19 protein-coding genes are annotated in these 23155 nt (G+C 67.4%); 9 read left to right on the forward strand and 10 right to left on the reverse strand.

What is annotated here, in order from left to right; all coding sequences use genetic code 11:
• On the reverse strand, positions 1 to 1220 hold a 1220-nt coding region (locus tag C693_RS0115340; RefSeq protein WP_017463159.1), incomplete at its 3' end, for a Clp protease N-terminal domain-containing protein.
• 66 nt (positions 1221 to 1286) lie between these two features.
• Positions 1287 to 1613 (reverse strand): ATP-dependent Clp protease adapter ClpS, encoded by a 327-nt coding sequence (gene clpS / locus C693_RS0115345; protein WP_026107461.1) that lies wholly within the window; start codon positions 1611 to 1613, stop codon positions 1287 to 1289.
• 123 nt (positions 1614 to 1736) lie between these two features.
• Here clpS and C693_RS0115350 point away from each other — a divergent pair, with 123 nt between their 5' ends.
• From C693_RS0115350 to hflD, 3 genes are read left to right on the forward strand one after another with little or no spacing between them, the layout of a single operon-like run.
• Positions 1737 to 2222 (forward strand): NUDIX hydrolase, encoded by a 486-nt coding sequence (locus tag C693_RS0115350; RefSeq protein WP_017463161.1) that lies wholly within the window; start codon positions 1737 to 1739, stop codon positions 2220 to 2222.
• Entirely contained in the window at positions 2219 to 3331 is a 1113-nt protein-coding gene (gene mnmA / locus C693_RS0115355) for a tRNA 2-thiouridine(34) synthase MnmA (RefSeq protein ID WP_017463162.1), read from the forward strand. Before C693_RS0115350 ends, mnmA begins: the two co-directional genes overlap by 4 nt.
• A gap of 24 nt (positions 3332 to 3355) precedes the next feature.
• Positions 3356 to 3979 (forward strand): high frequency lysogenization protein HflD, encoded by a 624-nt coding sequence (gene hflD / locus C693_RS0115360; protein ID WP_017463163.1) that lies wholly within the window; start codon positions 3356 to 3358, stop codon positions 3977 to 3979.
• Between the two features lie 17 nt (positions 3980 to 3996).
• Here the strand turns inward: hflD and C693_RS0115365 are convergent, their stop codons facing one another.
• Together C693_RS0115365 and acnB are read right to left on the reverse strand one after the other, a co-directional pair.
• Positions 3997 to 4902: a LysR family transcriptional regulator gene (locus C693_RS0115365; RefSeq protein WP_017463164.1), complete on the reverse strand. Its 906-nt coding sequence runs from the start codon at positions 4900 to 4902 to the stop codon at positions 3997 to 3999.
• Between the two features lie 115 nt (positions 4903 to 5017).
• On the reverse strand, positions 5018 to 7609 hold the full coding sequence (acnB, locus tag C693_RS0115370; RefSeq protein WP_017463165.1) for a bifunctional aconitate hydratase 2/2-methylisocitrate dehydratase: 2592 nt from the start codon (positions 7607 to 7609) through the stop codon (positions 5018 to 5020).
• A 438-nt stretch (positions 7610 to 8047) separates the two neighbouring features.
• On the opposite strand from acnB, the gene acnA reads away from it, so the two are divergent.
• On the forward strand, positions 8048 to 10798 hold the full coding sequence (gene acnA, locus C693_RS0115375) for an aconitate hydratase AcnA (protein ID WP_017463166.1): 2751 nt from the start codon (positions 8048 to 8050) through the stop codon (positions 10796 to 10798).
• Positions 10799 to 10866: 68 nt separating this feature from the next.
• On the opposite strand, the gene C693_RS0115380 is transcribed toward acnA, so the two are convergent.
• The gene (locus C693_RS0115380; RefSeq protein ID WP_043598846.1) at positions 10867 to 11307 is read right to left on the reverse strand and encodes a hypothetical protein; all 441 of its coding nucleotides are present in this window, start codon (positions 11305 to 11307) and stop codon (positions 10867 to 10869) included.
• A 126-nt stretch (positions 11308 to 11433) separates the two neighbouring features.
• Here C693_RS0115380 and C693_RS0115385 point away from each other — a divergent pair, with 126 nt between their 5' ends.
• On the forward strand, positions 11434 to 13122 hold the full coding sequence (locus C693_RS0115385) for an AMP-binding protein (RefSeq protein ID WP_017463168.1): 1689 nt from the start codon (positions 11434 to 11436) through the stop codon (positions 13120 to 13122).
• A 78-nt stretch (positions 13123 to 13200) separates the two neighbouring features.
• Here the strand turns inward: C693_RS0115385 and C693_RS0115390 are convergent, their stop codons facing one another.
• Complete coding sequence (locus C693_RS0115390; RefSeq protein WP_017463169.1) at positions 13201 to 13566, reverse strand: PilZ domain-containing protein; 366 nt, start codon at positions 13564 to 13566, stop codon at positions 13201 to 13203.
• A gap of 731 nt (positions 13567 to 14297) precedes the next feature.
• Here C693_RS0115390 and C693_RS0115395 point away from each other — a divergent pair.
• Genes C693_RS0115395 through C693_RS0115405 form a run of 3 tightly spaced genes read left to right on the forward strand, consistent with a single transcriptional unit; the run spans position 14298 to position 17625 of the window.
• On the forward strand, positions 14298 to 15221 hold the full coding sequence (locus tag C693_RS0115395) for a segregation and condensation protein A (RefSeq protein ID WP_026107463.1): 924 nt from the start codon (positions 14298 to 14300) through the stop codon (positions 15219 to 15221).
• On the forward strand, positions 15214 to 16215 hold the full coding sequence (scpB, locus tag C693_RS0115400; RefSeq protein WP_017463171.1) for an SMC-Scp complex subunit ScpB: 1002 nt from the start codon (positions 15214 to 15216) through the stop codon (positions 16213 to 16215). The genes C693_RS0115395 and scpB overlap by 8 nt, the downstream gene beginning before the upstream one ends.
• Positions 16216 to 16227: 12 nt before the next feature.
• Positions 16228 to 17625, forward strand: coding sequence for a pseudouridine synthase (locus C693_RS0115405; protein ID WP_017463172.1), 1398 nt, complete (start codon positions 16228 to 16230; stop codon positions 17623 to 17625).
• Between the two features lie 89 nt (positions 17626 to 17714).
• On the opposite strand, the gene C693_RS0115410 is transcribed toward C693_RS0115405, so the two are convergent.
• The 4 genes from C693_RS0115410 to C693_RS0115430 all read right to left on the reverse strand — a co-directional run bounded on the left by C693_RS0115410 (position 17715) and on the right by C693_RS0115430 (position 22177).
• A complete protein-coding gene (locus tag C693_RS0115410; protein WP_017463173.1) occupies positions 17715 to 18734 on the reverse strand; it encodes a peptidoglycan-binding domain-containing protein in 1020 nt (339 codons plus the stop codon).
• A 469-nt stretch (positions 18735 to 19203) separates the two neighbouring features.
• Positions 19204 to 20013, reverse strand: coding sequence for an amidohydrolase (locus tag C693_RS0115420; protein ID WP_017463175.1), 810 nt, complete (start codon positions 20011 to 20013; stop codon positions 19204 to 19206).
• Positions 20010 to 21155 carry a pyridoxal phosphate-dependent aminotransferase gene (locus C693_RS0115425; protein ID WP_017463176.1) on the reverse strand — a complete coding sequence of 382 codons (1146 nt, stop codon included), beginning with the start codon at positions 21153 to 21155 and terminating at the stop codon, positions 20010 to 20012. The genes C693_RS0115420 and C693_RS0115425 overlap by 4 nt, the downstream gene beginning before the upstream one ends.
• Before the next feature lie 50 nt (positions 21156 to 21205).
• Positions 21206 to 22177 carry a LysR substrate-binding domain-containing protein gene (locus tag C693_RS0115430; RefSeq protein ID WP_017463177.1) on the reverse strand — a complete coding sequence of 324 codons (972 nt, stop codon included), beginning with the start codon at positions 22175 to 22177 and terminating at the stop codon, positions 21206 to 21208.
• A gap of 120 nt (positions 22178 to 22297) precedes the next feature.
• Between C693_RS0115430 and C693_RS0115435 the strand changes: the two genes are divergently transcribed.
• Positions 22298 to 22882: an FMN-dependent NADH-azoreductase gene (locus tag C693_RS0115435; RefSeq protein WP_017463178.1), complete on the forward strand. Its 585-nt coding sequence runs from the start codon at positions 22298 to 22300 to the stop codon at positions 22880 to 22882.
• Positions 22883 to 23155 lie beyond the last annotated feature (273 nt).

Here is a 23155-nt window from a genome sequence, read left to right on the forward strand (position 1 = left end):
CCCGCCTCGTCGATCACGTCGATCGCCTTGTCCGGCAGCAACCGGTCGGGGATGTGCTTGACCGACAGGTCCACAGCCGCCTTCAGCGCCTCGTTGGTGTAGGCCACCGCGTGGTGCTCCTCGAAGCGGCTGCGCAGCCCCTTCAGGATCTCGATGGAGTCGGCCACGGTGGGTTCGACCACGTCGATCTTCTGGAAGCGACGGGCCAGGGCGCGGTCCTTCTCGAAGATGCCGCGGAATTCCTGGAAGGTGGTCGAGCCGATGCAGCGCAGCTCGCCCGAGGCCAGCATCGGCTTGATCAGGTTCGAGGCGTCCATGGTGCCGCCGGAGGCCGAGCCGGCGCCGATGATGGTGTGGATCTCGTCGATGAACAGGATCGCGCCCGGCTGCTTCTTGAGCTGGCCGATCACCGCCTTCAGGCGCTTCTCGAAATCGCCGCGGTACTTGGTGCCGGCCACCAGTGCGCCGAGATCGAGCGACCAGATCGTGGCGTCCTCAAGCACCTCAGGTACCTCGCCGTCGACGATGCGCTTGGCCAGGCCCTCGGCCAGCGCGGTCTTGCCCACACCGGCTTCGCCGACGTAGAGCGGGTTGTTCTTGCGACGTCGGCACAGCACCTGGATGGTGCGCTCGATCTCGTCGGCCCGACCGATCAGCGGATCGATCTTGCCCTCCAGCGCCAGTTCGTTGAGGTTGCTGGCGTACTCGGCCAGGGGATTGCCCTTGCCCTCGCCTGCCTCCTCGCCTTCGCGCTCACCGGCCGCCGGGCCGGCCGACGGCTCCTCGCCGATCTTGGCGATTCCGTGCGAGATGTAGTTGACCACGTCCAGCCGGGTGATCTCCTGCTGGTGCAGGAAGTACACGGCATGCGAGTCCTTCTCGCCGAAGATCGCCACCAGCACGTTGGCACCGGTGACCTCTTTCCGGCCGGAGGACTGCACGTGGTAGACCGCACGCTGCAGCACACGCTGGAAGCCCAGCGTCGGCTGGGTGTCGCGCTCGTCACCGTGCGGCAGCACGGGAACGGTCTCGGCAATGATCTTTTCGAGCTCGCTGGTAAGCCGCGGAATGTCGGCGCCGCAGGCCCGCAAGGCGCCGGACGCGGACTGGTTGTCGGTAAGGGCAAGCAGCAGGTGCTCCACCGTCATGAACTCATGACGCTGTTCGCGTGCCTGCTTGTAGCACTGGCCGATGGTGACTTCGAGATCCTTGCTGAACATCCGGACCGTCTCCCGGTTGTATGGCTGCGGCGTGGGGGTGCCGCGATATCGCCAAAGTGGGGTCGCCTACAGCTTTTCCATAGTGCACAACAGCGGGTGCTGATGGGCACGTGAATATTCGTTCACCTGGGTGACTTTCGTCTCGGCCACCTCCCGGGTAAACACGCCGCAAACACCCCGTCCGCGGGTGTGCACGTGGAGCATCACCTGCACCGCCTTCTCCTGGTCCATGGCGAAGAAGCCGCGGAGCACCTCCACCACGAAGTCCATGGGAGTGAAATCGTCATTCATGAGCAGAACTTGATACAGCGGCGGCCGTGCCACCTCCGGACGGGAGGGTTCCAGCGCCAGCCCGTGTCCGGGGCTCTGCTCGTGTTCGGGTTGGTTTGCCATCAGGAAAAAATAGGTCGCTTGCCGGTTGATACGGATTCTACGCCGCCGGGGATGCAGCTTTGGCGACGGGGACAGAGGTGATGGCACAATGAACGCTTTTCCAGTGCCGCAAGGCAAGCCGACATGCCCGCTTCGTCATCCTCGTCCGTGTGGTGCCCGCACGTCACCGTCGCCTGTGTGGTGGCGGATGGCGACCGCTACCTCATGGTGGAAGAGGAAGTCGGCGGCCGGCTGGCCTACAACCAGCCGGCCGGCCACCTCGACGACCACGAAAGCCTGCTCACTGCCGCGGCCCGCGAGACGCTGGAGGAGACCGGCTGGACGGTCGAATTGCAGCACCTGATCGGCATCCATCAGTGGCGCAGCACCGAGCACGGCGATGGCGTGGTGCGATTCAGCTTCGCTGCGCGCCCGATCGGTCACGATCCGGCCCGTCCGCTGGACACCGGCATCCGGCGTGCCTTGTGGCTGACCCGCGAGGAGATCGAGGCACTCGGCGACCGCCTGCGCAGCCCGCTGGTGCTGCTGAGCATCGACGCCTGGCTGGCGGGCCAGCGCCTGCCGCTGGCCACGGTGACCAGCCTGCTCGACGGGGATCGTTACCCGTGAAAGTGATGCTGGGCATCTCCGGCGGGGTCGACTCGTCGGTCGCCGCCCTGGTGCTGCAGCAGGCCGGCCACGAGGTCGAAGGCCTGTTCATGCAGAACTGGGAAGAGGACGAGCGCTCCGGACCCTGCACCGCCGATGCCGACCGCAAGGACGCCCTGGGCGTATGCGGACGCCTCGGCATTCCGTTCCACACGCGCAACTTCGCCGCCGAGTACTGGGACGGCGTGTTCGAGCACTTCCTGGCCGAGTACCGCGCCGGTCGCACGCCGAATCCGGACGTGCTGTGCAACCGCGAGATCAAGTTCAAGACCTTTCTCGACGAGGCCCGCGCACTGGGCGCGGAGAAGATCGCCACCGGCCACTACGCACAGGTCGACCAGCGCGACGGCAGGTACCGGCTGCTCCGCGCAGCGGACCGGACAAAAGACCAGACCTACTTCCTGCATGCGATCGGCCAGGCCCAGCTCGCCGCCACGCTGTTCCCGATCGGGCAACTGGCGAAAGAACAGGTGCGTGTCATCGCGCGCGAGGCCAGCCTGCCGACCCACGCCAAGAAGGACTCCACCGGCATCTGCTTCATCGGCGAACGCGATTTCCGCGAGTTCCTGGGCCAGTACATCCCGGCCCGGCCCGGCGCCATGCGCACTCCCGACGGAAGGGAGGTTGGAGAACACCAGGGGGTGATGTACTACACCCTCGGCCAGCGCCAGGGCCTGGGTATCGGCGGGCGCCACGGCGCCAGCGGCGAAGCCTGGTACGTGGTCGGCAAGGACGTGCCGGCAAACATCCTGTACGTGGCCCAGGGCGGCGAGAACCATTGGCTTCAGTCAACCCGGCTGGTGGCCGACAACCCCCACTGGATCGCGGGCGAAGCGCCTGCCAGTCGCTTCCGCTGCACCGCCAAGACGCGCTACCGCCAAACCGACGTTGCCTGCGAAGTGCTGCTGCGGGACGAGCGGCTGGAGGTGCGTTTCGACGAGCCCCAGCGCGCTGTCACGGCTGGGCAGTCGGTGGTTTTCTATGACGGCGAGGCCTGCCTGGGCGGTGCCGTGATTGCCGTTACCGACGCCCCGTTTGGCGGCCTGCCCCCTGTTTCATCGGAGTCGTGAGAAGTGGTCCCCAGCCTGTTTGCCATGAACGAAGAGCGCGTGCTCGCCCTAGCCGGACTGTTCCAGGCCACCTCGCTCGCCCAGCAGCTGGCGAATCAGGGGCGCTGCGACGAGGCGGCATTCGAAACCAGCGTGGACAGCGTCTTCCGCATCGATGCGGATTCGGTGGTCGGCGTCTACGGTCGCACGTCGGCCCTGCGGCTGGGGCTGCGCACCCTGATCACCCAGCTGGAGGACAGCTCCAGCGACATGGCGGTGACCCGCATGGCGATCACCGTGATGCGACTGGAGCGCACCCTCGCCCGCCACGGCAATCTGCGCAACGACCTGCAGCAGGGCCTGCTGGCCGCGCAGCGGCAGATCGACCACTTCGGCAGGTATTCGCCGCAGGTGATCGGCCGGCTGGCCGCGCTCTACGTATCCACGCTGTCCACGCTGAAGCCGCGCGTGATGGTCACCGGCAATCCCCAGATGCTGCGCCAGGAAGCCATCGTCGAGCGGGTGCGCACCAGCCTGCTGGCGGCCGTCCGCTCAGCGGTGCTGTGGCGGCAGGTCGGTGGCCGGCAGTGGCAGTTGCTACTGCACCGCAAGCAGTGCGCCATGCTCGCCCGCGGCCTGCTCACCGGCTCCACCCTGGACAACGGCTGAGGCAGTACGCCCGCCACTCAGTCGAGCAGGCGCAGTCCCGGCCGGCGCCGGGCGATCTGCCGCAGCAGCTCGGCGAACGCGATCAGATCCTCGCCCCACGGCGAAGCCTCGCGTGAGTAAAGGGAGATATCCCGACCGGGCGCCGGCCCACGGATCTTGGCCAGGGTCACCGCCGCAATCGACGACAACCGGTCACGCGCCAGCGCCGGTACCAGCGCATAGCCGCCGCGCAGCTCGACCAGTGCGGCAAGACTCTCCAGGCTCACGTCCTGTACCTGGCCGGCCTCGGCGACGCCGTCCTGGTGGTACTCGGCCATGACCGTGGCCTCGGCGGCGTCCAGCTGGTTGAGCGCCAGCGTCGACTTTCCGGCCAGCGGGTGATCAGCCCGCAGCATCACCTCCCATGGCTCGAAGAACAGCGGGCGACTGGCGATGCCCGCGGGCGACACCGCTGGCGGCGGCCCCAGCACGGCATCGAGCTCGCCCTCGTGCAGGCGGCGCAGCAGCCCTTTCGGCTTGCCCTCGGACAGGCTGAGCCGGGTACCCGGAAAGTGCTGCGGGAACGGCGCGATCAGGTGCGGCAACAGATACGGCCCGAGCGAGGCGGGAACGCCCAACCGAAGCTCGCCGCCGAAGGCGACCTGGCCGGCGCGGGCGGCCTGCTGCAGGTGTTCGGCTGCAGTCAGCACGGCGGCGATCTGAGCCAGCAGTCGCTGGCCGCCGGCGGTAGGCACGATGCGTCGCCCGCCGCGTTCGAACAGCGGCGCACCCAGCGCCTGCTCGACCTTCTGCACCTGATGCGACAGGCCCGACGGACTGATGTGCATGGCCCGCGCGGCGCTGTTGAAGCTGCCATGGCGGCTGACCGCCTGGACCAGGGTGAGATCGCGCAGCGAGACGACCGACAGGAGGCTGGAAATCATCCGGGTATTGGGTTCCTCAGTGCCCGGGAGCAGGGCTGCCCGCCTGGCGTGCGGGGAAGCATAACGACAAAGCCCGGCACGGGGCCGGGCTTTGTCGGGCTCATCGCGGGCCGGTTCAGCCGGCGACGGTGTCGGCGACTTCCTTGAAGTCCTCGATCTGGTCGAAGTTCATGTACTTGTAGATCGCCGCGCCGCTGGCGTTGATCACGCCCATGGCCTCCATGTACTCGGCCTTGCTCGGGATCCGGCCCAGGCGCGAGCACACCGCCGCCAGCTCGGCCGAACCGAGGTAGACGTTGGAGTTCTTGCCCAGGCGGTTGGGGAAGTTGCGGGTCGAGGTGGAGAACACCGTCGCGCCCTCCTTCACCTGCGCCTGGTTGCCCATGCACAGCGAGCAGCCCGGCATCTCCATACGCGCGCCGGCGGTGCCGAAAGTGCCGTAGTGGCCTTCCTTGGTCAGCTCCTGCGCGTCCATCTTGGTCGGCGGGGCCACCCAAAGCTTGGTCGGGATGTCGCGCTTGCCTTCCAGCAGCTTGGACGCCGCCCGGAAGTGACCAATATTCGTCATGCACGAACCGATGAACACCTCGTCGATGGCGGCGCCGGCCACGTCGGACAAGGTCTTCACGTCGTCCGGGTCGTTCGGGCAGGCCACGATCGGCTCGTGCACGTCGGCCAGGTCGATCTCGATCACTGCGGCATATTCGGCGTCGGCATCCGGCTCGAGCAGCTGCGGGCTGGCCAGCCACTCTTCCATCTTGGCGATGCGGCGCTGCAGGCTGCGGGCGTCCTTGTAGCCCTGCGCGATCATGTACTTCAGCAGCGTGATGTTGCTGTTGAGGTACTCGATGATCGGCTCCTTGTTCAGGCGCACCGTGCAGCCGGCGGCCGAACGCTCGGCCGAGGCGTCGGACAGCTCGAACGCCTGCTCCACCTTCAGGTCCGGCAGGCCTTCGATCTCCAGGATGCGGCCGGAGAAAATGTTCTTCTTGCCCTGCTTGGCGACCGTGAGCAGGCCCTGCTTGATCGCGTAGTACGGGATCGCATTGACCAGGTCACGCAGCGTCACGCCCGGCTGCAGCTCGCCCTTGAAGCGCACCAGCACGGATTCGGGCATGTCCAGCGGCATCACGCCGGTAGCCGCGGCGAACGCGACCAGGCCGGAGCCGGCCGGGAACGAGATGCCGATCGGGAAGCGGGTGTGACTGTCGCCGCCGGTGCCGACGGTGTCCGGCAACAGCATGCGGTTGAGCCAGCTGTGGATCACGCCGTCGCCGGGGCGCAGCGAGATGCCGCCGCGGGTGGAGATGAATTCCGGCAGGGTGTGATGGGTCTTCACGTCCACCGGCTTCGGGTAGGCCGCGGTGTGGCAGAACGACTGCATCACCAGGTCGGCCGAGAAACCCAGGCAGGCCAGGTCCTTCAGCTCGTCGCGGGTCATCGGACCGGTGGTGTCCTGCGAACCGACCGAGGTCATCTTCGGTTCGCAGTAGGTGCCCGGGCGCACGCCCTTGCCTTCCGGCAGGCCGCAGGCGCGGCCGACCATCTTCTGCGCCAGCGAGTAGCCCTTGCCGGTGTCGGCCGGCTGCTGCGGCTGGCGGAACAGGGTCGAGGCAGGCAGGCCCAGCGCCTCGCGCGCCCTGGCGGTGAGGCCACGGCCGATGATCAGCGGGATGCGGCCGCCGGCGCGCACCTCGTCGAACAACACGTCCGACTTCACCTGGAACTCGGCGATCACCTCGCCGTTCTTCAGTGCCTTGCCTTCATACGGGCGCAGCTCGACGACGTCGCCCATCTCCATCTTCGACACGTCCAGCTCGATCGGCAACGCGCCGGCGTCTTCCATGGTGTTGTAGAAGATCGGGGCGATCTTCGAACCCAGGCAGACGCCGCCGAAGCGCTTGTTCGGGATGAACGGGATGTCCTCGCCAGTCCACCACAGCACCGAGTTGGTGGCGCTCTTGCGGCTGGAGCCGGTGCCGACCACGTCACCGACGTAGGCGACCATGTGGCCCTTGGCCTTGAGGTCGGCGATCAGCTGGATCGGGCCGCGCTTGCCGTCCTCTTCCGGCTGGAACGGCGCGCCCTCGCGCTTGTTCTTCAGCATCGCCAGCGCGTGCAGCGGGATGTCCGGGCGGGTGGTGGCGTCGGGCGCCGGCGACAGATCGTCGGTGTTGGTCTCGCCCGGCACCTTGAACACGGTGATGGTCAGCGACTCCGGCACCTCGGGACGCGAGGTGAACCACTCGGCCTCGGCCCAGCTCTTCAGCACGGCCTGCGCGTGGGCATTGCCGGCGTCGGCCTTTTCCTTCACGTCGTGGAAGGAATCGAACATCAGCAGGGTCTTCTTCAGCGCCTCGGCAGCGATGCCGCCCAGCTGCGTATCGTCCAGCAGCTGGATCAGCGGATGGATGTTGTAGCCGCCCAGCATGGTGCCGAGCAGCTCGGTCGCCTTCTCGCGGCTGATCAGCGGACAGACTTCGGTGCCAAGGGCCACGGCGGCGAGATACGAGGCCTTGACCTTGGCCGCGTCGTCCACGCCGGCCGGCACGCGCTCACTCAGCAGCTCGACCAGAAAGGCCTCCTCGCCGGCCGGCGGCTGCTTCAGCAGCTCGATCAGTTCGGCCGTCTGCTGCGCGGTGAGCGGCAGCGGCGGGACGCCGAGGGCCTGGCGTTCGGCGGCGAGTTGGCGATAAGCGGTGAGCATGATTTTGAGTCCCTTGGGGTGGGTGCGCGCGGGTACCGGGTGGCCCTGCCCGTCGCCGTTCAACGGTGGATGCCACTCCGGAAAAACCTCTCCGGAAAGCGACCATCGACCAGCATGAAAGCAAGGCCCGAAGCCGCCTCACGGCGGCACTTAACCTGCGTATTTTGCCAGCCGCGCCAAGCCAGCCGCAACGCAAGACACCGTTTCCGGGAGCGTTCGAAATCGTGCAAGAGGTGGCCCCACCACCGCGCTTGTCGTCACCGGCCGGCGACCCGACATCACGGTGCGCACGATTCGACACGATCGCGTCCCGATGGGCCGGGAAGATCCGTGGTGGCACGCCGCCATCGCATCGCCACGTCGCCTTGACCAGGACGCGCGTACCATGTCGCTGTTACGCCCTGCGTCCGCCAGCCTCAAGCAATAAAGGAGTTAGCCATGCTGGACACCTACGCCACCCGCGACACCCTCACGGCCAACGGCACCACCTACCGGTTCGCCAGCCTGGCCAAACTGGGCCAGCAGTTCGACCTCAAGCGCCTGCCCTACTCGCTGAAGATCCTGCTGGAGAACCTGCTGCGCCACGAGGACGGCGTGACCGTGACCGCCAAGGAGATCGAGGCGGTGGCCACGTGGAAGGCCAAGGCCGAGCCGGACACCGAGATCGCCTTCATGCCCGCGCGCGTGGTGCTGCAGGACTTCACCGGCGTGCCCTGCGTGGTCGACCTCGCCGCGATGCGCGATGCCGTGGTCAAGCTCGGCGGCGACGCCACCCAGATCAACCCGCTGGCGCCGGCCGAACTGGTCATCGACCACTCGGTGCAGGTGGACACCTATGGCTCCGAGTCGGCGCTGGAAAAGAATGTCGAGATCGAGTTCGAGCGCAACCAGGAGCGCTACGCGTTTCTGCGCTGGGGCCAGAAGGCCTTCAACAACTTCAAGGTGGTGCCGCCGCGTACCGGCATCGTGCACCAGGTGAACCTGGAGCACCTGGCCCGCGTGGTGTTTGCCGGCGAGGTCGACGGCGAGCGCTGGGCCTACCCGGACACCGTGTTCGGCACCGATTCCCACACCACCATGATCAACGGCCTCGGCGTGCTGGGCTGGGGCGTCGGCGGTATCGAGGCCGAGGCGGCCATGCTGGGCCAGCCTTCGTCGATGCTTATTCCGCAGGTGGTGGGCTTCAAGCTGACCGGCAAACTGGCCGAAGGTGTGACCGCCACCGACCTGGTACTGACGGTCACCCAGATGCTGCGCAAGCTGGGCGTGGTGGGCAAGTTCGTCGAATTCTTCGGCCCGGGCCTGAAGCACCTGGCGCTGGCCGACCGCGCCACCATCGCCAACATGGCGCCGGAGTACGGCGCGACCTGCGGCATTTTTCCGGTCGACCAGGAAGCGCTGAACTACCTGCACCTGTCCGGCCGAAGCGACGAGCAGATCGCCCTGGTCGAGGCCTATGCCAAGGCCCAGGGCATGTGGCACGACGAGCACGCGGTGGAGCCGGAGTTCACCACCACGCTGGAACTGGACCTGGCCGACGTGAAGCCCTCGCTGGCTGGCCCCAAGCGTCCGCAGGACCGCGTGCTGCTGGAAGGCGTGCAGAAAAGCTTCCACGACGCAGTCGGCGGACTCACCGCCAATCGCAGGAAAAAGAACGGCGACGCCGCAGGCTTCCAGAACGAGGGCGGCTCGGCGGCCATCGGCAACGAGGCCAATAGCCTGGGCGAAGGCAGCGTGCGCGTCAGCAAGGGCGGCGAAACCTTCGACCTGAGGGACGGTTCGGTGGTGATCGCCGCGATCACCTCGTGCACCAACACCTCCAACCCGGCCGTGATGCTCGGCGCCGGCCTGGTCGCGAAGAAGGCCGCCGCCAGGGGCCTGACCGCCAAGCCGTGGGTGAAGACGTCGATCGGCCCGGGATCCAAGGTGGTCACCGACTACCTGGAGAAGACCGGCCTGCTCAAGGAGCTCGAGAAGGTGGGCTTCTACATCGTCGGCTATGGCTGCACCACCTGCATCGGCAACTCCGGTCCACTGCCGGCCGAGATCAGCAAGGGCGTGGGCGAAGGCGACCTGGCCGTCGCCTCGGTGCTTTCGGGCAACCGCAACTTCGAAGGCCGCGTGCATCCGGAAGTGAAGATGAACTATCTGGCCTCCCCGCCCCTGGTGGTTGCCTACGCGCTGGCCGGCACGCTCGACATCGACCTGACGCACCAGCCGATCGGCCAGGATCGGGACGGCAAGGACGTATTCCTCAAGGACATCTGGCCGAGCAACCAGGAGATCTCCGACACCATCGCGGGCGCGATCAACCCGGCCATGTTCGAGAAGAATTACGCCGACGTGTTCAAGGGCGACAGCCGCTGGAACCGGATCGCCTCGCCTGACGGGGCGGTCTACCAGTGGAACGATTCCACCTACATCAAGAACCCGCCGTACTTCGACGGCATGACGATGGAACTCGATGCAATCGAGGACATCCACGGCGCACGCGCGCTGGGCCTGTTCGGGGATTCGATCACCACCGACCACATCTCGCCGGCCGGTTCGATCAAGAAGGACAGCCCGGCGGGCCGCTTCCTCATCTCGAAGGGCGTCGACCCGAAGGACTTCAACTCCTACGGCTCCCGTCGCGGCAACGACGACGTGATGGTGCGCGGTACCTTCGCCAACATCCGCATCAAGAACCTGATGCTGGACGGGGTCGAGGGCGGCTACACCCTGCACGTGCCCTCGGGCGAGCAGATGGCGATCTACGACGCGGCGATGAAGTACAAGGAAGAGAAGACGCCGCTGATCGTGCTGGCCGGCAAGGAGTACGGCACCGGTTCCTCGCGCGACTGGGCGGCCAAGGGCACCCTGCTGCTGGGCGTGAAGGCGGTGATCGCCGAGAGCTTCGAGCGCATCCACCGTTCCAACCTGGTCGGCATGGGTGTGCTGCCGTGTACCTTCAAGGCAGGTGAGAACGCGCAGTCACTGGGCCTTACCGGCAAGGAGTCGTTCGAGATCACCGGCCTGGGCGGCGGCGAGTCGAAGGAAGCCAAGGTGGTGGCCACCGCCGCCGACGGCAGCAAGAAAGAGTTCACCGTGAACGTGATGCTGCTGACGCCGAAGGAGCGCGAGTTCTTCCGCCATGGCGGCATCCTGCAGTATGTGCTGCGCCAGCTGGCCGGCAGAAAGTCGGCCTGAGCATCCGGGCTGTCCGCCCCGGCAAAACGCCGCCTCCGGGCGGCGTTTTTCTTTCTTCCGGCTCAGCGCTACCGCGGTCGCGACCAGGTGGCCGCGTAGCAGACCCAGTCACCACCTTCCCGGCGCCATGCGCTCTCGACCCGGTAGATCCCCATATCGGAAGGCAGCAGACGGCCGCCACTGGAGAGCGTCACGGTGAATGTCACCAGGAAACGATCGCCACGCGGCTCGATCGACAGCGGCCCCATCAGCACGTGGATGGTCTCGCCCCGCAGCCGCGCCAGGCGCAACAGGTCGACCAGCTGCCGGCGATCGACCTCGCCCCGATTGCCGGTGAAATCCTCACTCAGCCGATCCCTGAAAGCTCCGGCATCGACCGCCTCGGCCGCATGCTCCGTCGCGGCCACCGCGCGCCGCACCGCCTCCTCGGCGGGCCGGTGATGACACCCGACCAGCACTGCGGAAACGGTCGCCAGAAGCAGCAATAAAAGGCATCGGTGCAGGCGCATGCGGGAGGCTTCCGGGTCGTTGCGGCGCGGCTTGCCGCTATACGCGAGCGTATGCTCCAATGCCGCGTCATGTCGATGACCGGCCGCGGCAGGCGGCTGTCCGTTTCCAGGAGCGCAAGGATCACCATGAGCAAAGAGCGTCCGTGGCTTGACCACTATCCGGAGGGTGTCCCCGCCGAGATCGACCTGGGTGCCTACGCATCCGTCGTCGCGGTGCTCGAGGAGTCTTTCGGCAAGTTCAAGGAGCGGCCGGCTTTCGCCAGCTTCGGCAAGCAGCTCACTTACGGCGAGATCGACGCGATGAGCGCGAAGTTCGCCGGTTATCTCTCCGGCGAACTCAAGCTGGTCAAGGGCGATCGCATCGCGATCATGATGCCCAACGTGCTGCAGTATCCGGTGGCCCTGTTCGGCGCGCTGCGTGCGGGGCTGGTGGTGGTCAACACCAACCCGCTCTATACCGCCCGCGAGCTCAGGCACCAGCTGGAAGACTCCGGCGCCAAGGCGATCGTGGTGCTGGACAATTTCGCCTCGACGGTCCAGCAGGTGGTCGCCGAGACCCATATCGAGCACATCGTCACCACGGGCGTGGGCGACCTGCTCGGCGGCCTCAAGGGCATGCTGGTCAACACGGTGGCCAAGCACCTGAAGAAAATGGTGCCGGATTACGACCTGCCGCAGGCCGTGCGCTTCAACGATGCCCTGGCGCGCGGGGCTCATCACCCGCTGCCGAAAGTCATGCTGAGCCACGATGACCTGGCTTTCCTGCAGTACACCGGTGGCACCACCGGCGTGGCCAAGGGCGCGATGCTCAGCCACGGCAACATGGTGGCCAACATGCTGCAGGCCGGCAGCTGGATCGGCCGGAATGCGAAGGAGGGCGAGGAGGTCATCATTACCGCCCTGCCGCTCTATCACATCTTCTCGCTGACGGCGAACGGCCTGGTGTTCATGCGCCTGGGCGGCCTGAACTGGCTGATCACCAATCCGCGCGACATGCCCGGGTTCGTCAAGGAGCTGCAGAAGTCGCGCTTCACCGCGCTCACCGGCGTCAATACGCTGTTCAACGGCCTGCTCAACACGCCCGGCTTCGCCGAGGTGGATTTCTCGCGCCTGCACCTGACGCTGGGTGGCGGCATGGCGGTGCAGCGTGCCGTGGCCGAACGCTGGAAGAAGGTCACCGGCTGCACCCTGGCCGAAGCCTACGGCCTCACCGAGACATCGCCTGCCGCCTGCATCAACCCGCTCGACCTGAAGGAATACAACGGCTCGATCGGCCTGCCGATCCCGTCCACCAACGTGGCGATCTGGTCGGAAGAGAACCAGCCGCTGCCGGTCGGTGAAGTGGGGGAACTGATGGTGCAGGGTCCGCAGGTGATGAAGGGCTACTGGCAGCGCCCGGAGGAGACCGCCAAGGTGCTCGGCGACGATGGCTGGCTGCACACCGGTGACATCGCCCGGATGGACGAGAACGGTTACTTCTACATCGTCGACCGCAAGAAGGACATGATCCTGGTGTCCGGCTTCAACGTGTATCCGAACGAGGTCGAAGACACGGTGATGCAGCACCCTGGCGTGTCGGAAGTCGCGGCCGTGGGCGTCCCGGACGAACACTCAGGCGAGGTGGTGAAGCTGTTCGTGGTGCGCAAGGACCCGAACCTCACCGTCGAGGCGCTCAAGGAGTTCTGCCGCGAGAACCTCACCGGCTACAAGCGGCCGAAACTCATCGAGTTCCGCGACGACCTGCCCAAAAGCAACGTCGGCAAGATCCTCAGGCGCGAGCTGCGGGACGAGAAGAAGCCGGCCGTCACCCACTGACCGGCCAGGTGCCCGCGGATGCAAGAACGCCCGCGTGACGCGGGCGTTTTCCTGTGCGGGGTTGCGAAACGGTCGCGCTCAGTTGTTCCACTGCTCCAGGATGTCGGCGTAACCGCCGAGCAGATTCCACAGCGGCACCTGCTTGTCCTCGGGAATCCGGGAATACGCGTATCCGACGTGATGGTCGGAGATCCGTGCCACCGTCGCCTCCAGATGGATGTGCAGGTCGCTGCCGAAGATCATGTCCAGCACCCACGGTTCCCCCAGCTCGCCGGACCAGCCCAGAGGCCGCCGCACCAGCAGGCCAGTGGCCGAAATATCCACCAGCTCGCTCGGGTGCGACTGGTCTCCACGACTCATCAGCACCGTTGTCTCGATGCGCATCCTGGCCGGGCGCAGATGTTCCTCGCCGAAGCCCGTCGCATTCTTGTCTACTGCCATCATGCTCCCTCGCTTGCCCCGTCCCCCGGAGGCCTGATTCCCTCGCACCGAAGGGTCCGGGAGGACCTGCCGGTGAAGAATGTTCCCGACGCGCGGCCCCCGATCCGGCAGAACCGTATTGGGGCACGAAGTCCACGCAGGGACAAGCGGGTGAAGCAAGCGATGTGCCAGAACCGAAGTCAGATCCGCCATTCGCACCAAACGGCCATCGAAGCGGCACTGACGACCATGACGAACCGGGCCGGAGTGCCAAGGATGGACGATCAGCGGCACATTGCGCCCCGATGATGCGATGGCCTCCCGGCTGCTGGACTTGCGGCAAACCAGCCATTACCCTTGGGCCATTCGTGGGGTTAAGACAGGGCGCCATCCTGCCGGCGAGGCAGTGGAGAGCGTCCCGAGAGCCACGTTCGATGCTCTCCGCCGACCGACTGACATGCCCGTAGCGTCTCCGACGCCCAACGGCACGTGCGCCTCGACCGTGGCTCATATCCCGGACCGGACGCCCAGCGGTTGGTCGCGACCCGCCCGATGATTCCCCAGGGATATCGCCGGGCATTCGCAACCAAGGCGCCAGCCAGGCCGGGCATCTGCAGCAAGGAGCGTTTCCACACAGCGCGGCTACGTCGGCGCGTGCAAGCCCCGTATCCCTCGGCGCGAGCCGGATGGACGGGTCCGGTACCAATCGTGTGCAATCACCGTCTTTCCGGGCGGTGGCCCAACGACATGCATTGATGAGCACTGAGCCAAGCGAGCCTCAGACAACCAGTCCAGCGGACGTGTTCGCTTCGATGCCGCAGCAGCAGGAGATGCCGCTGGCGATCGTGCGCGGCGAACCGATGCTGCAGATGCCGCAGGACCTGTACATCCCGCCGGACGCGCTGGAAGTCATCCTGGAAGCGTTCGAGGGTCCGTTGGACCTGCTGCTTTACCTGATCCGCCGGCAGAACCTGGACATCCTGGACATCCCGGTCGCCGAGATCACCCGCCAGTACATGGCCTACATCGAGCTGATGCGCGATGTCATGCGGCTGGAACTGGCGGCCGAATACCTGCTGATGGCCGCGATCCTGGCCGAGATCAAATCGCGGCTGCTGCTGCCGCGGCCGCCCACCGAAGAAGGGGTGGAAGAGGATCCCCGCGCCGACCTGGTCCGCCGGCTGCAGGAGTACGAGCGGTTCAAGAAGGCCGCCGAGGACATCGACGCCCTGCCCCGCGTGGAACGCGACACGGTGCCGGTACAGGTCGACGCGGGCGAGCGCACGGTGATCCGCCTGCCGCCACCGCTGGACCTGAAGGAAATGCTGCTGGCGCTCAAGGACGTGATGCACCGCGCGGAGTTGTTCGGCCATCACGCCATCAAGCGCGAGGCCCTCAGCGTCCGCCAGCGCATGGGCGAACTGCTGGGCAAGCTGGAGAGCGTCAATTTCCAGCGCTTCGAAACGCTGTTCGATCCGGCCGAAGGCCGGCTCGGCGTGGTGGTGACCTTCCTGGCCATGCTCGAGCTGGCCAAGGAAATGCTGATCGAGATCGTGCAGGAGGCGCCGCTGGCGCCGATCTACCTCCGGGCCAAGGCCGACGCGGGCGACTACCAGGACGCCACCGACGCCGACGCGCCCACCGATGAATCCGCCGGAGAAGCCTCCGCCTATGAGTGACAACCAGGAACTCGCCAGCCCAGTCCGCGACGAACCGGACCGCCAGGAGCCGCTCGGCATCGAGCAGCTCAAGCCGATCGTCGAAGCCGCCCTGCTTGCCTCCAGCAACCCGCTGACGATGGCCCAGCTGGTCGAGCTGTTCGGCGAAGAACACGAAGTGACCCGCGAGCTCGTCGCGCGCACCCTCGAGGCGCTGGCTGGCGACTGCGAGGGGCGCGGCGTGGAGCTGAAGGAGGTCGCCTCGGGCTTCCGCTACCAGGTGAAGCAGGCCGTGCATCCGTGGCTGTCGCGGATGTGGACCGAGCGCCCCAGCCGCTATTCCCGCGCGCTGCTGGAGACACTGGCACTGATCGCCTACCGCCAGCCGATCACCCGCCCGGAGATCGAACAGATCCGCGGCGTGGTGGTGTCCTCCAACATCATCAAGACGCTGGAGGAGCGCGACTGGATCCGCGTGGTCGGCCACCGCGACGTGCCGGGCCGGCCCGCGCTGTTCGGCACCACCCGCGCGTTCCTCGACTACTTCAACCTGAAGTCGCTGGACGAGCTGCCGCCGCTGTCGGAGATCCGCGACATGGAAGACCCGCAGCTGCGCTTCGAGCCCGAACCGCTGCCGGCGCGGGTGGTGAAGGACCTGCCGATCGATCCCGAGGCAGAGGCCGAGGCGCAGGCGGCGGCCAGCGCCGGGGATGCCGATCCGGCAGAGCCGGCCGACGCCACCGCAGCCAGAGACGATATCGACCCGGGCGCGGATTTCGACGTTCATGATCTCGCCGAAGCCGCCAATCCGAACGGCACGGAAGAGGCCGCGAACGATGACACCGAGGAAGCCGCCGCGGCCTCCGATGGCGCCGAAGAAGAACCCTCGTCCGTCGCGCACCCGCGCGACGGCACCCCGCCAGCCCCTGACGGGCTGTCCACCGAACCGACCACTGCCGACGAGGCAGCGATCCCCGCGGACGCCGACAACGGCGACGCCGACAAGCATTCCTGAGGAGTCACGCGCATGACTGCGCCGCAGAAATCCCTACTTACCCTCAAGCGCCCCGCACGGGCCGAAAACGAGCCCGCTCTGGAAGAGCGCCTGCACAAGGTCCTGGCCAACGCCGGGCTCGGCTCGCGCCGGATGCTCGAGCAGCGCATCCAGGCGGGCGAAGTCGAGCTCAACGGCCAGCCGGCCGCCATCGGCGCCAGCGTGCATGCCGGCGACCGCGTGGTGATCGACGGCAAGCAGTTCGTCGTCGCCACCGACAACCGCGACGAAACCGAGGTGCTGGTCTACCACAAGCCAGAAGGCGTGATGACCACCCGGGACGATCCGGAAGGTCGCCCCACCGTGTTCGAGGAACTGCCGCGCCTGAAGGGCGCGCGCTGGGTCGCCGTGGGCCGGCTGGACATCAACACCACCGGCCTGCTGCTGCTTACCACCGATGGCGAGCTCGCCAACGCGCTGATGCATCCCAAGAGCGGGCTGGAGCGCGAGTACCTGTGCCGTGTCCATGGCGAAGTGCCCGACGAGATCATCGAGAGGCTCAAGGCCGGCGTGGAACTGGAGGATGGCCCCGCCCGCTTCGACGACATCGCCATCATCAGCCGCGGCGGCAGCCACAGCTGGTTCCGCGTGGTGATCCGCGAGGGCCGCAACCGCGAGGTGCGCCGCCTGTGGGATTCGCAGGGCTTCCTGGTCAGCCGTCTCAAGCGCATCCGCTACGGCAACGTGCAGCTGCCGCGCGCCCTGCGCCGCGGCGACTGCGAGTCGCTGGGCGAGGACGCCGTGAAGGAGCTGCGCAAGCTCACCGGGCTGGGCGCGCCCCAGCCGGTGCTGACGCTCAGCCCGGTGCTGCACCAGCGCCGTGCCCCTCGCCACGTCACCGAGTACCGCCCGGAACGCGGCGCCGCCACCGCGTGGAGCAGCGCCGCCGCCGACGAAGCACGCGAGTTGCGGGCGTTCGACCGTATCCGCGACGAACCGGCGCGCGGCAAGGGGCGTCGCCCCGGTCGCGAGGTGAACGGCAACGTCGCCCGCCCGGAGCGCCCGGGCCAGCCCCGCAAGAGCCGCAGCAAGCGCGGCGTGGCGCCCGGCCAGGAACTGCCCTCGGTGCGCACCTGGTTCGCCGGTGAAACCCGTGACGGCCAGCCGGCCGGCGGTGGCCAGGGCAAGCCCGGTGGCGCCAAGCGCCGTCGCGGCGGCGGTGGCGCGGGTGCCGCCGGCGCGGCGGCTCCCTACAGCGGCTTCGGCGGCGAAAAGCGCGGCCCAGGCGGCAACCGTGGCAACAACGCTGGCAACCGTGGCAATGCAGGCAATCGCGGCAACGCCGGCAACCGGGGCCCCCGGCCGGGCGGCAACAGCGGCGGCGGTCGTGGCGGCAAGCGCCCCGGCGGCAACCGCGGTGGCAATCACTGACGGATCCGAGTCGTCCGCGGTTGCAGACGAAAAAGCCGCCCGAATGGGCGGCTTTTTCGTGACGGCGGCGAAACCATGCCGCGCGGACGCTACTGCTGCAGTGCCTTGGCCGTGGCCGGATCGAGCTTGCCGGTCACGTCCAGACCCCGAATGCGCTGAAAACTGCTCAGCGCGGACGAAGTGCCCGGGCCCGGACGGCCGTCGATGCGACTCTTGTAGAGACCGAGCGACGCCAGCTTGCGCTGCGCATCCCGGAGCGAGAGGCCCGCCACATCACCTGCACCCGACGGGGACTCGCCATCCACGGAAAGGGCACCGCCGGTGCCCAGGCCACCGGATACGTGCTGCGGCGCGTATTCGCGCACCGCCTTGACCATCTGGTTGTAGGAGTCGAGGAAAGCCGCCGCGATCACCTTGCCCTGCGGCGTCTTGGCGTACGCGCCGGCAGCACCGACGGCACCCGCACCACCGAACAGCCCCCCGAACCCGAAATCCATGTTCTTCGCGCTGCCCTGCGCGATCGCCACCTGCACGCCCGACCGGGTGTCGGTGAGCATCAGCGTGGTGGACGCCTCGCTGGTCTTCATCGAGCCGACCACCGCCCCGACCAGCGCACCGTAGGGCACCAGCCCGGCCAGGCCCGCCGCCCCGCCGCCCGTGTCCTGCGAGAACTGGATGTTCGGCGTCACCACGTAGTCGGCGGCCACCATCTGGTGCGGTCGCAGATTGCTGCTCGAGCGCAATTCACCGGAAGCGGCCAGGTCGCGCTCGCGCATCATCGAGGTCATGCCGCGACCGCGATCGACCACGACGAAGCAGTTGCTCTGCTGGATCATCATGCGGATCAGCGGCGTGGTCGACGGCAAGTGGTACTGCTGGGTCAGCATGGCGTACCACGGCTCGCCCTCGTCCTCCTCCACGGCCAGCGTCCCCAGCGGCTTCGGGCAATGCTCGAGGGTCGGATTGGCGTTCTTGCTGTTGGCGCCGCCGGCCGACCCGGCGACCGGGTTCTTGCCGCCGCCGGTCTGCAGGGTCGAGCAGCCGGCCAGGCCCGTGAAGGCAACGATCGCAAGGGCAAGAGCGCCCTGCTTGAGAGAGTCAATTCTCATGATTACTCCATGATGGAAACGAGTGGGAGGAACGGAGGGAGCGTCGAACCACCGAACCCCGCCGCGCGGGCCAAGACCATCCGTCCCCGTCGCGCGGGGAGCCATGTGCGGAAGGTTCGGGATAGCCGCAACGCGGACCGGTCCGGCCCTGGCGGCGGCGACCTAGCGTGCCGGTCCGCCGTCGGGCGGCATCGGCGGAACGTCGACGACGTGGTACGTGATGGGCGCGCGCGACGGCGCCCGCATGAACTCGTCCTTGAGCATTGGTTTGCATCCCCTGGCTTTGCGCCAGCGGCCAAAGCGCACTTGCCGTGCCCCGGTTCCGCCAGACGCCGCGCAAGGCTACGGGCCGGAGATGTGGCGGATCAAGCGCAAAAGGTGGAGGAAATCACCTTTTTCCGCGCCTCGCTCATCGTCGCGCGATGACCCGACAGGCATGCCGAGAAATCCCCTACACGCCCGTCATCCTTCACGACAGCAGCTGGAACGCGTCGGCATCCATCCAGGCGGGAAAGCGCTCGCGATGGGCGAGCAGTGGCGCCGGATCGATGCGCACGGTCGCCACCTGCTCCTGCGCACCCAGTTCGATCAGCGGCTCGCCCACCGGATCCAGCACGGCGCTGTCGCCCGCATACGGAAGATCGTTGCCGTCCATGCCCACGCGGTTCACGCCGATGACGTAGCTGAGGTTCTCGATCGCGCGGGCGCGCAGCAGCGTGCGCCACGGCTGCCGGCGCGGCGCCGGCCAGTTGGCCACGAACAGCGCCAGGTCGTAGTCCATGCCACCGGTTGCCTGTTCGTTGCGGCCATTGCGCAGCCACACCGGGAAACGGAGGTCGTAGCAGACCTGCGGCAGGATCCTCCAGCCCTTCAGCTCGACGATCAGCCGCTCGCGGCCGCCGCCGTAGCGGGTGTGCTCGCCGGCCATGCGGAACAGGTGGCGCTTGTCGTACTGCTGCAGGTCTCCCTGCGGGGTCGCCCACAGCATCCGGTTGTAGACCGTCTCGCCTTCGCGGATCGCCAGACTGCCGGTGATCGTCGCGCCGACCTCGGTAGCCAGCGCGCGCAGCCACGCCACGCCCGGTCCGTCCATCGTCTCGGCGCTGACGCGGGTGTCGTTGCTGAAGCCGGACAGGAAGGTTTCCGGCAGCACGAACAGGTCCGTCGCGCCCGCATGCGCGCGCACCAGACTGCCGTAGTAATCGCGGTTCGCCTCGGCGTCGTGCCAGCGCGTGGCGCCCTGCACGAGGGTGACGACCAGCGGCTGCAGGATGCTCACAGGCGCACCAGGCGTTCGACCGCCTGCTCCAGCGTGGCATCGCTCTTGGCGAAGCACAGCCGTGCCAGCCGGGTGCCCGGCGGCGTGGCGCAGAACGGCGTCAGCGGGATCGCCGCCACGCCACCCTCGCGCACCAGCCACTGGCAGAACGCGAGGTCGTCCTCGTCGCGGATCGCCGAGTAGTCGACCAGCTGGAAGTAGCCGCCCGGCACGTCGAGCAGCTTGAAGCGCGAGGGTGCCAGCAGCGCGCGGAAACGGTCGCGCTTGGCCTGGTAGAACGCCGGCAGCTCCAGGTAGTGCTCCGGGTGGCTCTCCAGGAATTCGGCGAAGGCGACCTGCGCCGGATGGAAGGTGCAGAAGGTGACGTACTGGTGGACCTTGCGGAATTCGTGGCTCAGCGCGGCCGGGGCCACCGCATAGCCGACCTTCCAGCCGGTGCAGTGGTAGGTCTTGCCGAAGCTGGACACCACCACGCTGCGCGCGGCCAGTTCGGGGTGCCGCAGCACGCTCTGGTGGGCGGCGCCGTCGAAGACGATGTGTTCGTAGACCTCGTCGGACAGCACGATGATCCCCGTGTCACGCAGCACGTCGGCCAGCTGGTCCAGGTCGTCGGCCGACAGCACGGCGCCGGACGGATTGTGCGGCGAGTTCACCAGGATCATCCGCGTGCGCGGCGTGATGGCATCGCGCACGCGCTGCCAGTCGATCGCGAAGCTGGGCTGGGTCAGCGGAATGTGCACCGCCCGCGCGCCCTGCAGGTCGATCGCCGGCTCGTAGCAGTCGTAGGCCGGATCGAACACGATCACCTCGTCGCCCTGGCGCACCAGCGCGGCGATCGCCGAAAAGATCGCCTCGGTGGCGCCGGAGGTCACCGTGACCTCGGTGTCGGGGTTCACCGCATGGCCGTACAGGCGCTCGGTCTTGCGGGCGATCGCCTCGCGCAGCGGCGCCAGGCCGATGCCCGGCGCATACTGGTTGCGACCCTCGGCCATCGCCCGGGTCACCGCCTCACGCAGCGCCTGCGGCGGCTCGTAGTCGGGGAAGCCCTGCCCCAGGTTCACTGCCTTGTGCTCCGCCGCGAGCTGGCTCATCACGCTGAAGATGGTGGTGCCGACCACGGGAAGCTTGCTGGTTATCTGCATGTGTCTGGCGTCTGTGCGTTTGGATGGCTAAACGTCGATGCTAGCACGCGTCACGCGGCTGGCGCGTTCGGCTTTTGGCCCGTGCAGATGTCGCTCTCGCGCCGCGCGGCGGCTGGCAGCCGCTCGGCAAGGAACTCCACCAGCGCTCGCACGCCAGGCAGCTGTCCACGCCGGCTCGGGTAGACGAAGTGCATCATGCCCTCGGGTGTGCCCCACTCCGGCAGCAGCACTTCCAGTTCGCCACGCGAGACTGCCGGGGCACAGACGAACTCCGGCAGCATGGCCACGCCCGCGCCGCGCTGGGCGGCCGACAAGAGCATGGCGAAGTCGCCGCAGACCAGCCGCGGCTGGATGTCCACCACCACCCGCTCCCCGGCTGCGTCGATCAGCTCCCAGCTCTGTGTGCCGTCGTGTTCCTGCATCGACAACGCCGGCAATGCGGACAGTTCCTGCGGCGTGGACGGACGACCGTATTCGTCCAGCAATCGGGGACTTGCCACGGGCAGCACCCGGGAGTGGCCGAAGCTGCGTGCCACCAGGGTCGCATCGGTGTCCAGCTTGGTACGCACGCGGATGGCCACGTCGACCCCCTCGCTGATCACATCCACCCGGCGGTTCGACGCCATCACGCGCACCTGCACTTTCGGGTACTGCAGCAGAAAGTCCGGCAGCACGTCCGCCAGCATGGTCTGGGTCAACGACACCGGGCAGCTAAGCCGCACCATGCCACGCGGCTCGGCACGCAGCTCGTCCACGGCGTCCTGGGCCGCCTGCGCCTCTTCCAGCACGGCCCGGCAATGACCGTAGAAGCGCTCGCCCACCTCGGTCACCACGAAGCGCCGCGTGGTCCGCTGCAGCAGGCGCACACCCAGACGCTCTTCCAACTGAGCGATGCGCTTGCTCAGGCGCGACTTGGGAATGCCCAGCGCCCGCCCTGCAGCCGAAAAGCCCTTGTGTTCGACCACGGCAGCGAAGAAGTAGAGATCGTTGAGGTCCTGCAGAGTACCGGTCAATGGATACATGATCGTTTCCCTTTTGGGACGATACGTCCCGAAATACCCATCTTATCCATTAATTGTTTCCAATCTATCGTTTCATCCAGCGCCGGATCACCCGGCATTGGCATGAAAACGAGGATTCCCATGAACGTTCTGCATCTCGATACCAGCGCCCTGGGCGGCCATTCCGTGTCGCGCCAGCTCACCGCCTCGATCGTCGCCCAGCTCCAGCGCGACGGTGTGGCCAGTACCGTTGCCTATCGCGACCTCGCCGCCGAACCGCTGCCGCACTGGCAACCGCACGCCGACGCCAGCAGCGAGGCCGCCCAGAAGGACGAAGCCGTACTGCAGCAGTTCCTGGCCGCCGACATCGTGGTGCTCGGCGCGCCGATGTACAACTTTTCCATTACCAGCACGCTGAAGGCGTGGCTGGACCGCGTCATGGTGGCCGGCCGCACCTTCCGTTACGGCCCCAATGGCCCCGAGGGGCTGGCTGGTGGCAAGCGCGTGGTGATCGCCTCGTCGCGCGGCGGGATTTACAGCCAGGGTCCGGCCGCGGCCATGGACTTCCAGGAAAACTATCTGCGCACCGCGATGGGCTTCATCGGCATCACCGATGTGGAGTTTGTCCGTGCCGAGGGCGTGGCGATGGGCGACGAGGCCCGCCAGAAAGCGATGGAGCACGCCAACGCGACCATCGGCCAGCTGGCTCTTCGCAAGGCAGCCTGACCAACCGCTGCGCGTCCCTGTCGGCGCCGCGAGCAAGGCGTCGCCTACGGTCGTCGTACCATATCCGGGCTCGCCCGCGCCGGAGGATCACCCGCCCGTGGGGCCTCCGGCACAGGTCGCCGACCCTTCAATCCCACCGCGCGTTGCACATATCTCGTCGCACCGGTCAGCCGCTCGCTGACCGTCGGCGCGGCCGGAGTTCCCCACCGTGGAGCTCCCCTGATGCCGGGGCGTGCCGGCCGCGCAGCATATACACGTAGCGATCCGCCCGCC

The organism is Dyella ginsengisoli LA-4 (assembly GCF_000334915.1).
GTDB classification, from domain to species: Bacteria; Pseudomonadota; Gammaproteobacteria; order Xanthomonadales; family Rhodanobacteraceae; genus Dyella_A; species Dyella_A ginsengisoli_A.